This is a genomic window from Kosakonia sp. S42 (assembly GCF_016624785.1).
GTDB classification, from domain to species: Bacteria; Pseudomonadota; Gammaproteobacteria; order Enterobacterales; family Enterobacteriaceae; genus Kosakonia; species Kosakonia cowanii.
Genome location: NZ_JACVTW010000052.1, coordinates 1 through 13493, shown reverse-complemented (window position 1 = coordinate 13493; position 13493 = coordinate 1). Strand labels below are relative to the sequence as shown.

Below are 13493 nucleotides of genomic sequence, written 5' to 3'. Positions count from 1 at the left end.
TGACAACTTCCAGTTGCTGAAAAATGCAACTTCAGGTTAATCAGGTATATAAAGATTTTTCCATGTTGTGGTAGGTAGTACATAATTGATTGATTTTCAAACACCACACAATGCCTTTATGGTGTCTCATTTTAAATGAGAGGGAATTCTTCATAGATGCGTCGCAAACAAAAGCTGAACTGCTTTTAGCTATTGATAAAATTTTATTAAATTAACTAGTTATTTCAATGAAACCCCGCCAGAAATTACTTCAGATAGCTCAATGGATGGACACGCCAAAAGAACGGAGATGAGTGTTCGTGACCTCGTTTCTTATCTGCTCGGATGAAATGCCCTTGTGACCTACCGCAGAATCAGGTACAATCTGCAGTTAGTAATATCGGTTGGTTGACCCTGACCCAAAATCAGTGCAGAGCTAAATCAGAGATCTTCGTCTTTCCGGGGCGCGGGAAGTCCATGATCACTTCGTGTTCATACATACGCCCATTTATCCAGACTTTTTGAGATAAACTCGCTGCTGTCAACGCCAAGGTTATTGACCGTTTTGGGGGGGCGGATGTTTTCTTGGACTATTTTATTGTGTGATCCCGAGTTGCTATCGGTACATTTTTGGACTGACTGCACCCAGTGACCGTTTAATACGGTGCTCGTTATACCACCTGATGTAAGCATCGACATATAACATGAAGTTTTCAGCTGTCACACCCGACCACTCCCGTCCATAATACATTTCCGTTTTTAATCTGCCGAAGAACCCTTCGCAGGCGGCATTATCAGGTGAACATCCTTTGCGTGACATTGAGCGGATAAGACCCGCTGTCTTCACCCGTCCCGGCCAGCGGTAATGACCACCTCTGTCAGTGTGTATAACAGGGCATTTAACGTATCGATTGCACCTTCCAACATGGTGTTGGTCAGTTCGGCATCAGGGCGTGTACTGAGAGACCAGCTCACCACTTTCCCATCGAAGCAGTCTACCATCGGCGACAACCAGACTTTATCTGCCGGAAGCTGGAACTCAGTAATATCCGTCAGCCATTTTTGATTGGGTAGTTCTGCTTTAAAGTTTCTGGCGAGAAGATTGTCTGGAGCCGGGCTGATCTTCCCGAAGTACGAGCTGTAGCGTCGGCGACGATTACGACTAACCACACCACCATGAGCCTGCGCACCACCTTTTCAGAGAGCCGCAACCCTTCCTGCCTGAGCATGGCATGCAGACGACGATAGCCATAACAACAGTAATTACTGTTAAAGATCTCTACCATTGTGGTGCGTACGGCCACGTATTTATCTCCCGCACGCAGAGTAGTCCGGTGATAAAAATAGCGACTACGTGCAAGCACTAAATAGCTGTTCCGAATAGTAGACACTTTGAGGGAACTCAGCCCGGATTGTGCGATTTGATCAATTGCCAAACATCACAAACCACCAACCGGACTGAGCAATGCCGAGCATAGCACCAGTCCCACGCAGTGAACGACGCCTGATGCAGAAAACCATTCATAAAACGCGCGACAAGAACCACTCCCGCAGGCTTATTGCTGTGCTGATGTTGCACCGGGGAGAACGTGTCAGCGTGGTGGCCAGAACGCTATGCTGCGCACGTTCTTCCATCAGACGCTGGATTAACTGGTTCACACTCTATGGACGTGAAGGTCCTGAATCCCTGCCTGCAGGACGTGCCCGGCGCTGGCCCTTTGAACAGAATGCGCTCTGCTGAAGCGACTTGTTGAACGCTCTCCCGGCGATTCTGGTTATCAGCGATCGCGCTGGAGTACTGAGTTACTGGCGATAAAAATCAATCAGATAACCGGTTGTGAGTTGCATCCCTCTACCGTGCGCCGCTGGCTGGCTGCAGCAGGACTTGTCTGGCGCAGAGCCGCACCTACGCTGCGTATCCGTGACCCGCATCGGGAGGAAAAAATGACAGCGATAAATACGGCACTGGCACGCTGTTGTGCAGAGTATCCGGTCTTTTACGAAGATGAAGTGGATATCCATCTGAACCCCAAAATCGGGGCTGACTGGCAAATGCGTGGTCAGCAGAAGCGGGTGGTCACACCCGGCCAGAATGAAAAATACTGTCTTGCCGGTGCGCTGAACAGCGGCACCGGACGGGTGAGTTATGTCGGCAGCAGCAGCAAAAGTTCGACGTTGTTTATCAGTCTGCTAAAGCACCTGAGAGCGGGCTACCGGCGTGCTAAGACCATCACGCTATCGTGGATAACTACATCATTCATAAAAGCCATGAAACGCAGCGCTGGCTGAAAGCCAGCCCGAAGTTCATCGTGATATATCAGCCGGTATATTCTCCGTGGGTAAACCATATTGAACGGCTCTGGCGGCGGGCATGGTTTAGCAAAAGTGTAGCAGTAGCAGTATCAGGATCAGCTATTTAGGACACTCAGCAGTTCTGCCAGAGGATACGCCCTCTCAGGGCATCAACGATCTTTGTTTTTTCCTGTTGCTCAGGTTGTTAACGCTGATGCCCGGATCTTTTTTTTGATTTTTTCAGCTTTTTTCAGGATATCCAGCGCCATCTGTTGACGGCGTATTTCCTGATTAGGTCAGGCAATTTCTTCCCGCAGCGTATCGCGCTCTTCCTCAGGGGAAGGAGCCTTGTGTTTACGCATGGCCTGGTAAGCTCCATTGCCGATGATTTCATCTTTCCATTTATACAATATCGTGCGACTGACACCAATATTCCGGGAAATTTCACCGGCAGATACACGTCGTGTACAGAACGCCATAACTGCCTGGCGTTTCAACTCTGGTTCAAAGGGCGCATTCTGATTGATTGTACTGGTGAAGATAAGCCGTCTGTCAGGGTGAATTTCATTAACCCAGCGAGCAAGTACATCACAACAGGGATAACCGAGAATCCTGCTGGTAAATGCCAGGCAGCAACCGTGGTTAAGATAATGTTCGACAGCAGCCTGCTTTTGCGCATCAGAGTAACGGGGTTTACGTCGTATGGCTTCTGTAGCACCGCCACTCGCTTCCCATAAACGGATCCAGCGGCGCAGATTTCTTTTAGAGGGGTAGCCCAGCTTACGAACCACAAGAGCAAGTTTTCTGGCGTATTTAAAGTAAAGCTCAATTGCGCGGATTCGTTCTGCTTCGGTAAACATAAGTTTTCTCCTGAGAGTCCAGGAAATCGCACCCCCTACCGTATCCGAGTCTCTGCGCTCTCCCGGATATGCAGGGTTATCGCCCGATCGTCACGCCGGCTCTGTCAGTGGTAGACAGTTCTGCTCTGCATCAGCAACCCGCATCCCCGGCAGACGCTGATACGATAGCTCCCTGCAGGAAATGCACCGCCTGGCGCTTCTGCAGACTTCCCCGACGCGGGTGACGGTTTCGGCCTGTTTCAGCGCAAACGCAGTCTGTTCTTTGGTATAACGGGTCTTTTTCATGGCAATAGGCCTCTCTGTGAGCGGGAAGAAAGACCGGAGACTTCAGTTTAGACTGGCACTGTTTTCAGGGAGGAGATCGGCCAGATGGTGGGGATTGAGCATAGATACGTAGTTAGGAAAATAACAGGATGACAGGGATCTTCGCGAAAAAGATAAAGCGTGATTATACAGCATCATACCAGTGGCAAATAATCTTGCGCGGGCCTCCGAATATTACAACAAATGATATCCGCACAGTGCACGGGTATATCGCTCACTGCGAAAGTATTTTCGACGGCGAACCAATAATAGTAAGTAATAAAAAATGAAAACATAGGGATAATTCAAAAATACAACACTCAATTGGTAGACCAATTTACAGTTATTTGAGACACTCCATCGCTGGCAATAAAAACATTTCCACCATGAATTAGGATCTTATATTTCATAAAAAATTCTGATTTTGCATCATCTCCGTAAAAATAAGAAATCATGCCTGATTGTGAGTCTGAAATATCGACACACTTTGTCGTTTTTTTATTACAAAGTTCAACAATCAAAGTACCATTAATTTTTTCTCTATTTATCGCGTACTGATAATAAATATATGTTATCACCGAACCAACAACTGGGTCATCAGTAATAGGAAATTCATAAATATACCAATTATTTGCTGAGCTTATATCCATTCTTTTACCTGGAGCACTATTATAAGCACCGCCATTTATTGCTAAGGCTTCATTTTCTAAAAAAAACAATAAAATTACAACGTTAATTAATAAACATAAAATATTTTTCATATTATTCCAAATTATTAATTCATTAAATTACCAACCACTGATAAATTTAGATATTTTTCGAAAAGAATTTCATAATATTCTTTTTCTGAAATAGGAAAATCAGATGCAAGACGGGAAATTTGAAATGGCTGAATAATAAAAGGTGTTTTAATGATATGTTTAAAAACATCTAACATTAATAAACTATGTAAAATTTCAATCATAAAACCTTCTTCGGAATGATGATGATCAGTAAGAATAACGCTACCACCAAATACTTTGACTTCATTACTCTTGTTGAAAACGATACAAGCCACATACACGTATGGTTTTTTTCGCCATACTTGTTTGTATTGATGTACATGGCCTGCCATGTCTCTATCAGTAAAAGTACAATGAAATAGTGTTTCTGACATAATATACCTGCAACGTTAATTTCTAATAAAAGGATCTTCCAATTATACATTGGGAGATCCAATAAAATCACCTAAGATTTACTAATGTGTTAAGTATTTGATCTTGAGTCTTAATTGTCTGAGAATTTGATTGATAATTTCTTTGAGCTACAATCATTTTTACTAACTCATCACTTAGATCTACGTTGGAGGATTCAAGAGCCCCACTTTTTAGTGTCCCAAGATTCCCTGAACCGGCTACTCCTACGAGTTCTTGCCCAGAGGTAGATGTTGCAGACCAGACGTTATTGCCCTCTGGTTTTAATCCTTCAACGTTAGAAAAATTAGAAAGAACAATTTGTCCTAAAGGTTGAGTTTTACCGTTGGAATAGTTTCCAGTAATAATTCCATCATCATTAATTTGATAAGAAGTCATTTCACCAACAGCATAGCCATTCTGGCTAGGATTACCAAAGGTGCTTTTAGTACCATTGTTCTGCTGAATAGAATTTTGCAAACTTAATGTCATAGTCTGCCCCGCTGCAGAGCCATTCAAACTACCTATATTGATAGGAATATCACTATTTCCGATTATAGAACCGGATGTAGTAAAATTTAAGCTAGTCACAGGAGACACTGTACCTGTAGTACTATCGATAGGATGCACATCCCATTTATTATTATCTGTTTTTACAAAATATATATCAAGTTTATGCTGGTTTCCTAACGAATCGAAAACAGTCATCGATGTTTTGTCGTTATAGCTGTCTACATCAGCGGGATTGAATACTGATTTTGAGGGAGGGTTGTAGGATGAATTAAGAGTTACTTTCAAAGAGCCTTTATTAGTGGCACTGGCAGTCATAGCTGTTGTTGGTACAGATAGTTCTACTGGAGCAGAGCCTGTTTTAATAGTGGGAGGAAGCCCACTCGCAGGATAACCAGTCAGAACCATACCACTGGCGTTTACAATTTTTCTATCCTCTGTAAGAGTAAATTGTCCATTACGACTGTAAACTACATTCCCAGCTTTATCCTTTAAACGGAAAAAACCAGCCTGACTGATAGCTACATCTAATCCACGATTTGTTAACGTTGGAGTACCATCGTTAAAATTTTGGAAAACGGATGAAACCTTCGTTCCCATTCCAACATTTGAGCCCGCAAAAATATCTGCGAATGAAGCTGAACCAGCTTTAAAGCCACTTGTAGCTGAGTTAGCGATATTATTGCCAATTACGTCGAGATTGGTTGCCGCTGCCTTTAGACCGCTAACTGCTTGTGAAAACGCCATAACTTATACTCCTAAGTATATAATAATACACAAAAACCCAATAAATATTACTTCTTTTATGCGTAATGTTACTTAGCATTCCTTATAAAAATACTAAATCGTATTCAATTGAATACCCTCCGTGATGTATTCTACAAATGCTTTTCTTTATTCATCCCTGAATAAAACATATAAAAAGCGTGTTATTCTTCGTATTGAACGATAGTTCAAATCGATTCAGTGATTATTATCAATAAAATACAACTATTTCAATAATATGAGGTGAATTTTGACAACTACTCAGCCTTACCTTTTTTCATACATGGCACCCGTATTTGCCAAACAAGAATTTCACCATACAAAGTAGGATTAGGTTGTCCAACTTTAGCTTTAACATCTGGCGACTGGCTCTTAATATAATGTACGCAATAAGCGCCAAGGTGTAGGTGTAAATTGACTAGCTTTTTCTAACAACAGCATCCGTACATCTAAACTAAACGTGCCGCTATCAGATTCGTGTGCTACGCCCAAAGCTTGACCCTGTACATCTATGTAAATGCCGTTTTTCAATGATGGCCGTTAAATAGCTGCACTGAATAGTAAATTCTCTAAAAGGATCTCAGCCGATATTATGCGTTCTGAATAATTGCCAAACACCATAAATCACCAACCAAGCTGAGCAATGCCGATCACAGCACTAATACCTGCAATAAACACTGCATAAAGCAAAAACATCCGTAAAATGCACGATTAAAATTTTGTCAGCAGACGACTTTTATGCTGATGTTGCAACGATGCGAGCGCGTCAGCAGCATTGCCCAACACTTCGTTACGTCTGTCCATCTGTTGAGAGCTGAATTAACTGGTTCAGGTTGTCGAGTGTTGAAGTCTCGAATTCATTACCCGCAGAGCGTGCCCGTCGCTGATCATTCATACATATTAGCGTATTGTTGCGCGAGCTGATTAAACATTCCCCCAATGATTTTGTCTATCAGGGAGTTCATGCTGGATCATAGAGATACAGTCTATAAAATCAATTCGATCTCCGAATGTAAGTTACATGTAGAAATAGTTCGTCGCTGATTGCCATCATATAAAACCCGAGCTACTGCCCATATTCCAAAGCATTTGCAAGGATTTATAATCATGAGTCAACCAAATCTATTTTGTATTAGGATTGATGTTTCGAAAGCAGTACTAAAATTGTAGTCAGCAAAGATATTGCACGATTTACGATCATAATGACTCTGACGGCTTTGATATCATTATCGCTTCCATCAGAAAGCATTCTGTAAATGCTATTTCTGTTGAATGCGACTGGCTAACTTAATCCGCTTTGGCCTGCTAATTCCATTTTGAAGGCTTCAACGTCTCTATGATTAATTTCAGACAGATTCGCGATTTCGCCCTTGCAATGGGATATCTGGCGAAGACTGACCGTATTGATACCAGAGTTCTTGCGCGAATAGCTAAGATTATTCACTCTGAGCGGAAACGCTTTATCATGGCACTGCCGGAGGCTAAACGTCAGGTTCTTGCTACGATGGCAGTTCGCAGGCGCCAGCTGATTGCGATGTTGGTGACTAAGTGTAACCACTACATCCGCTTCTTTTGCAGAAAAAGAAAAGCATTAATACCATCATTAGAGCGCTGATAGATAAGCTTGTCAGGATTGATAAAGACATGAACTGTCACATTAGAAATCACTTTAAAGAGATTATTGATCTTCTGAGCAGTGTTAAGGTATTGCTCTTGTCAACCGGGACTCAGGGACTATGCGTGGTCAACTCGCTATTTTTGGCGACAGGGCTGGCGTAAGATCAGCATTGTACTTGGCTGCATTTGTAGCAACTCGCTTTAATCCGGTGGCAAAATGTTTTATGTGTGTTTTCTTGCAGTCGGAAAGGCCAAAAAAAGTGGCTCTGGTAGCCTGTATGCGTAAGCCTTTGACCCATAATTTATACCTTCAAGACAATTGCTGATATTACTTTCGCCAGAGGAACAACCGGCTTGACGCAACGCCGTGCTGATGTGCAATAAGCGACACGGTCATACAGGGTTCAAAACTTAGCTAAATAATGGACATTTTTTTGAACGATGCGGTGCGCTGTCTGCGCTTCTGTGGTTTTGAAACATACCAAAGCTGGCGTCATACTAAATGACTTTACCATCACTGGCGTTGCCCAGCTGAACCTGTTTGAGCAGCTTCCCCCCCCCCCCGCTCTCACAGTCAGAAGCTGATGATAGTTCTGGCGGCATCAACCAGCCCTGCCTCGGTCAGGTGTGGTTTGCCGGCCGGAGGCTCGCCCCTCTGTAAAAACGAAACGGGAAATGTTCAGTCCTGCCTACACACAAGCACGGCAGGATAGCGTGTGAAGCCCCGATCTGATTAATCGCACGGTAACCCGGTGCAGCCGGACAGTTTTTTCAGTCCGGGTGTGACAGGTTGAGCAAGCCCGGGGGATTCCGGGCGCGACAGTAATTTTTTTTCAGCAAGCTACAAACTTTAGATATTTCTCACTGAGCGTTAACTTCAGCTGTTACCATACGCGTCACTCACTTTTTTTCTTAAGCTGTTTTCCATATTGGTTTATTTGTTGACTACCTCATCTATTTTCTATGCTTGACGTCGTGACATGCGTAGCTATGCCTATTATCCACCGGCTTATTTTTGAGATCTTGTTTAATATTTTTTATCTTTCAAGCTAGTTTTTTTATGTGGTTTGACTTTCAGTTGTGTTTATGAAAATCATATTAATGTGATTACGGTCTTAATGAGCTGCTATGCCAAATGAGTTATTGGCCTTTAATTGCAAAAGAGTATTTACATGACTTTATTTAGTTTCTTTTTAATGGGACCATGGTCCCAATACCACGTTTGAACAGCATAAAACAGTCTAATTATGGGTAAGTCAATAGTACAGAAAATTTAAACTATGTTAAAAAATTTTGAGAATTCGACATTAATAAAAAACTTTAGAAAGGAGGATTCTTGCGGGAAATCTAAGATCATCCGCATTATAAGGATGTTAAAATAGACAGATCTTTAAACACACATCAGACACAGAATTTTTTTCCAAGCGTTTAATGCATTTCAGTTTGAATCACGGTTCCAACAATTACTGTATAAAACTACTAATTTTAACATTATATAAGATCCTGAAAAATGATAGATATTGTACAACAAAAAAATTAATGAATCACAGTGGGACCATGGTCCCAGCGTTACTTTGAATCTTTACTAGACACCGTGAGTCTCTTCTTTTTAAGAGACTGAGCACAAAAAAGGCCTAAAAAGGCTCCTTTATAAAAGAAATATAGGAGAAAATTATTCTTTGAGTGTGTTGAGAAGGGCTTCAATCTCGTCGACAACATGACCAGGCAAAATTGAAAGATCCAAATGAAAAACCACTTTGTCACCTTTATAGATGGCTGTAGCGCCTTTCACAATCTGCTGTTTTGTGGATACTGTCGGACGATTAATGGGTTCGCGTTTAAGGGCATTGTTGAGCAGTTGGATCACTTCATTTGCTTCATAGGTAGCCCCTGCAGTTTTGTTTTCGGTAAACTGACGAATCTGGTCCTGTAGCAGTGCATCTTTCCCAAAAAATTTTTTTTGCAATGCATCACCCGCACGGGCAGAGAGTTCACCGGGATGTGAAAAGATGGCGATCAATTCTTTTGGTAGTTTTGCTGTATTTATACAGCGTGTAATAACTTTGCGTGAAATATTTTCCGCAGCGGCCAAAGCAGAAATGTTACCATTAAACTCTTCTGATAAACGAGAGATATAACGTTTTCCTCGCTCATAAGCACTGGTTGGACGGTAATCATTACCTAGTTTACATAGTGCGTCCATTTGCTCGTCATCGAGTTCGCCTACAAGAACTCGATAGTCTCTGGACGTTAAAATTGCCGTTTTACGACGGCGACTACCATCCGCCACTTCAATGCCATCTGCAACGCAGCGGCCAAAAGCTGGGGTTTGCTGACCTGTAAGAAGGAAGGAGGGGATAAGATCATCAAGTGATTTATCCGTTAACAATTCCTGATCGCGTTCATTCCTCGCCCATACGCGGGTGGTGGTTTCAATAACTTTGCAGGGAACAGTTTCAAGCGTAAATTTTACGTCTCGCCCACAGACTGGGATGATGATGGAGTTTCCGCGAGCCATCGCGCCGACGCGCGCAATTAGAGAATCCACCATTGGCGCTGCAGGCGTTTGTTCTGTTTCAAGAGGGGTTGCAGGAACAGTTGTTTTACGGATTACCGGTGCACGCTTCATTATCTCATCTCCCAGCGAGGCTTAATCAGACGATCAAAAATTTCATTGCAGACAGGTTCCCAGATAGCCAGTGCATTACGCCAAGCACCTGTTGAGGAACGCTGATCTATCGCTTGTTCAAATACCGTACGCATGCGAATTTGACCTTTACCTACTTCGTCTGTCTCTCTGACTACATTTTTAAGCACCATGCTGCCCCAGGCGTCTCTAATCCTTTCTTCCATCCACGGAGACTGTGAACCATTGTTATTACTGTATTTTGTAAGAAGAATACGTACATCAGGTTCAAAGCCTTTCAGGTCAACGTTCTTCAATAAATCACGCAACATATCAAAAAATTGAAGTGCGGAGGTGTAATCGAACAGTTCGGCCGGAGTCGGGACTATCAAAATATCAGCCGCGCAGACTACATTGATAGTACCAATGCCCAAGTTTGGTGCACTGTCAATAACAATCACATCATAATCATGAGCCACCGTTTCTATGGCTAGGCGAAGCATCAGATGTGGATCGGTAGGTAGTCTTCCTTCATCATATCGATCCATCAGTTCAGTTTCGATACGGTGGAGCGCCAGGCATGAAGGAATAATATCTAATCCCGGCCAGCAGGTAGGTTTGACACCATAGCTTGCGTCATCTCGCTTGCCAAGATAAAAAGGCAATAAAGTATCTTCGGCATGAATATGAAGATCTGGTACCCATCCATGATACATCGAGGCTGTTCCCTGAGGGTCATTGCCCTCCACTAACAGTACACGTAAACCTTTCAAAGCAAGATCTTGGGCGAGGTGAACAGAAACAGAAGTTTTGTATACACCGCCTTTGTGGGCAGCGACACCAATGACCGGTGGGAGGATATCTTCAGAGCGGCGCAGTCGGGTGCCAAAAACATCACGCATGTGGTTGATTTGCTCGATCGTGTATCCAACACGTTGTTCAACACGTCCGCGTATTTCCATATCAGGATAGGGAAGACGTCCTGCTTTCTCTGCATCGCGGATAGCCTGGGAGGAGACACCCACTAATTCAGCAGCTTCCCCTATACGCCAACGGCGTGTGATTTTTCTAGCTTCCGGGCTATCATCTTTAAACTGCGCAACGGCAATTGCTTTTGTCATTTCATGACCAGCAGAAATACACTGGTTAAGAGTATCCATAAGTCCCATTTTGAACATCCTTTAATCATCACTTTGCACGATTTTATCAAATCTTGGATAATAATGCAAAGCTACCGTTTTCTTGCAAATCGTCAACAAACTTGCAAAGTTGATCGCATTTTGTCCTCCATAGCTTTAGTTAAATGAGGCACTTATTCTCAAGCGATTTTTTACATACCTTAGTAAAGAAAAATCGTCTTCTTTACTGTGTAATGTTGATAAAATCACTCCGGCGACTTGAATAAGCAATGAATCCGATTATATGTATCTGATATCTAATATTATTTCTAATCATCATGATTGCCACATGCGAAATTTAACTGATAATAAATAATCATAGCCTGCGATTTATTGACTGTGATATGTATTGAACATCCATCTCTGAAAGTGTACGTGTTTGTTACATACCTCAGTGGATATCTAAACTCAAAATAGCTTCAAATGCAGTCAGTTATAAAAATTTAGAGACTTTCATTGACTGCGGTATGATGGCCACATGGTTGATTTGCATGTGAGTCAGATTAAATCAACTAAACGTTTGTGCATGCCGATTGATTGATCAGAAAGGAGTTTTGAAGATAACGGAGTTATGCTCGTTATTCACATAGATGATCCAACAAATGATCCGATAAGAGATCATATTTAGATCATAAATAGATCCTTGATCCTCTACAGGCCGCGGCGTTACTGGCTCAACCAATGATCGTCCTTCACTGAAGGATGTAATATATTGACTGTAGAGTGCATTTCCTAATACTGTGACATGCAAATAAATTTACTAAAGTATGGATCCCCATTGACTGCGCTATGTAATGGACCTTGCTCATGTGGATAACTTCTGGAATAATAAATGAAGAGTGAAAATAAGAACTTATCCCTGAATCTCCAGGAAGTTGATAAGTCGACCGGCGAAGTTGTTAACCTCAATGTCAACAGTACCAGCACGGTTCAGCCAGTAGCCCTCATGCGTCTTGGCCTCTTTGTGCCGACATTGAAGTCCACAGGAAAAAGCAAAGCTAACCGTAAAAATGTCACTGACGCTACAGATGAGCTCATCCAGCTCTCCGTTGCCCGCAGTGAAGGATATACTGATGTGAAGATCACTGGATCCCGTTTGGATATGGACACCGATTTCAAGGTCTGGCTTGGGATCATCCGTTCCATGTTCGAGTACGGCGTTAAAAAAGATACGCTCGAGCTTTCCTTTGTTGAGTTCATAAAAATGTGTGGGTTCGATTCTCGACGCTCTAACAAGAAGATGCGCGACCGTATCAGTAACTCCCTTTTTAAACTCGCCTCCGTTACCCTCAAATTTCAGAGTGAGACTAAAGGATGGACCACACATTTGGTCCAGTCGGCATTCTATGATATTAATGAAGATGTCATTGAGATAAAGGCAGAACCTAAGCTGTTTGAGCTCTATCACATGGATAGACGTGTTCTACTGCGTCTGAAGGCCATAGATGCCCTTCAGCGTAAGGAATCAGCTCAGGCTCTTTATACATTTATTGAGAGCCTTCCGCAAAACCCAGCACCAATTTCAATGAAGCGTATGCGCGACCGACTCAATCTTACTTCTAACGTCTATACGCAAAACCATACCGTACGTAAAGCGATGGAACAGCTTAAGGATATCGGCTATTTAGATTATACGGAGTTCAAGCGTGGACGATTTTCCTATTTTAATGTCCATTATCGTAATCCAAAGTTGATCAGCAGCCCTGCCAAGGTAGTGAAAAAAGAGCATGTTCCGGCAGGTCAGGAAAGCGAACAGAATTATGAAGAGGTCATTAAAGCGCTGCAAGCCGCCGGTATTGACCCTAAAAAACTCGCGGATGTGCTTGCGAATATGAAGCCGGAAAATTGACTGCGGTGTGTAAATTTTCACTGCAGTATGTGTTAGTAAGTTATTGACTACGGTACGCATACCCTAAAGTAAAATGTGGATTTTTTTCCTTGATACTTCGTAATATTCATACTGCAGTCAATACTATCCTGAATAAATCGACTTTATTGTTCCTCCTGATCCCCTGATAATATTGACTGTGGTATGACATACTTCTTCAGAAGTAACAAATCTTGACTGAAGTATGCTATAACTCACTGAAATACAGTCTTTCTTGACTATAACATGTGATTTTTCATACCGCAGTCAAGGTGACCCTGACCCGAAATCCTGTGCCATCCAGAAACAGAATGCCGGCATAAT

The 13493-nt window shown here is 42.6% G+C and carries 7 protein-coding genes and 7 pseudogenes; 5 read left to right on the top strand and 9 right to left on the bottom strand.

Annotated features, from left to right (window positions below):
* Nucleotides 1–110 precede the first annotated feature (110 nt).
* Nucleotides 111–325, top strand: a pseudogene (locus tag IAE50_RS24720) (ClbS/DfsB family four-helix bundle protein); the annotation flags it as partial.
* 270 nt (nt 326–595) lie between these two features.
* On the opposite strand, the pseudogene IAE50_RS24715 reads toward IAE50_RS24720, so the two are convergent.
* A pseudogene (locus IAE50_RS24715) lies at nt 596–1346 on the bottom strand (IS3 family transposase); the annotation flags it as partial.
* Nucleotides 1347–1444: 98 nt separating this feature from the next.
* Here IAE50_RS24715 and IAE50_RS24710 point away from each other — a divergent pair.
* Nucleotides 1445–2345, top strand: a pseudogene (locus IAE50_RS24710) (IS630 family transposase); the annotation flags it as partial.
* A 51-nt stretch (nt 2346–2396) separates the two neighbouring features.
* Here IAE50_RS24710 and IAE50_RS26295 read toward each other — a convergent pair.
* The 5 genes and pseudogenes from IAE50_RS26295 to flgE all read right to left on the bottom strand — a co-directional run.
* Nucleotides 2397–3131, bottom strand: a pseudogene (locus IAE50_RS26295) (IS3 family transposase); the annotation flags it as partial.
* Between the two features lie 38 nt (nt 3132–3169).
* Nucleotides 3170–3301 (bottom strand): annotated as a pseudogene (locus IAE50_RS26860) (IS3 family transposase); the annotation flags it as partial.
* Nucleotides 3302–3754: 453 nt separating this feature from the next.
* The gene (locus tag IAE50_RS24695) at nt 3755–4195 is read right to left on the bottom strand and encodes a flagellar protein FlhE (RefSeq protein ID WP_200581589.1); all 441 of its coding nucleotides are present in this window, start codon (nt 4193–4195) and stop codon (nt 3755–3757) included.
* A gap of 14 nt (nt 4196–4209) precedes the next feature.
* The gene (locus IAE50_RS24690; RefSeq protein ID WP_200581588.1) at nt 4210–4590 is read right to left on the bottom strand and encodes a hypothetical protein; all 381 of its coding nucleotides are present in this window, start codon (nt 4588–4590) and stop codon (nt 4210–4212) included.
* 67 nt (nt 4591–4657) lie between these two features.
* The gene (gene flgE / locus IAE50_RS24685; RefSeq protein ID WP_200581587.1) at nt 4658–5863 is read right to left on the bottom strand and encodes a flagellar hook protein FlgE; all 1206 of its coding nucleotides are present in this window, start codon (nt 5861–5863) and stop codon (nt 4658–4660) included.
* A gap of 1354 nt (nt 5864–7217) precedes the next feature.
* On the opposite strand from flgE, the gene IAE50_RS24680 reads away from it, so the two are divergent.
* Nucleotides 7218–7496: a hypothetical protein gene (locus IAE50_RS24680; RefSeq protein ID WP_200581586.1), complete on the top strand. Its 279-nt coding sequence runs from the start codon at nt 7218–7220 to the stop codon at nt 7494–7496.
* A gap of 333 nt (nt 7497–7829) precedes the next feature.
* On the opposite strand, the pseudogene IAE50_RS26290 reads toward IAE50_RS24680, so the two are convergent.
* Nucleotides 7830–7967: pseudogene (locus IAE50_RS26290) on the bottom strand (transposase); the annotation flags it as partial.
* A 5-nt stretch (nt 7968–7972) separates the two neighbouring features.
* Between IAE50_RS26290 and IAE50_RS26285 the strand changes: the two are divergent.
* Nucleotides 7973–8218: pseudogene (locus IAE50_RS26285) on the top strand (DNA polymerase V subunit UmuC); the annotation flags it as partial.
* 952 nt (nt 8219–9170) lie between these two features.
* On the opposite strand, the gene IAE50_RS24675 reads toward IAE50_RS26285, so the two are convergent.
* Entirely contained in the window at nt 9171–10127 is a 957-nt protein-coding gene (locus tag IAE50_RS24675; RefSeq protein ID WP_200581585.1) for a ParB/RepB/Spo0J family plasmid partition protein, read from the bottom strand.
* Nucleotides 10127–11293 carry a plasmid-partitioning protein SopA gene (gene sopA, locus IAE50_RS24670; protein ID WP_200581584.1) on the bottom strand — a complete coding sequence of 389 codons (1167 nt, stop codon included), beginning with the start codon at nt 11291–11293 and terminating at the stop codon, nt 10127–10129. The genes IAE50_RS24675 and sopA overlap by 1 nt, the downstream gene beginning before the upstream one ends.
* Before the next feature lie 841 nt (nt 11294–12134).
* Here sopA and IAE50_RS24665 point away from each other — a divergent pair.
* Nucleotides 12135–13151, top strand: a complete 1017-nt coding sequence (locus IAE50_RS24665; RefSeq protein ID WP_200581583.1) for a RepB family plasmid replication initiator protein — start codon at nt 12135–12137, stop codon at nt 13149–13151.
* Nucleotides 13152–13493 lie beyond the last annotated feature (342 nt).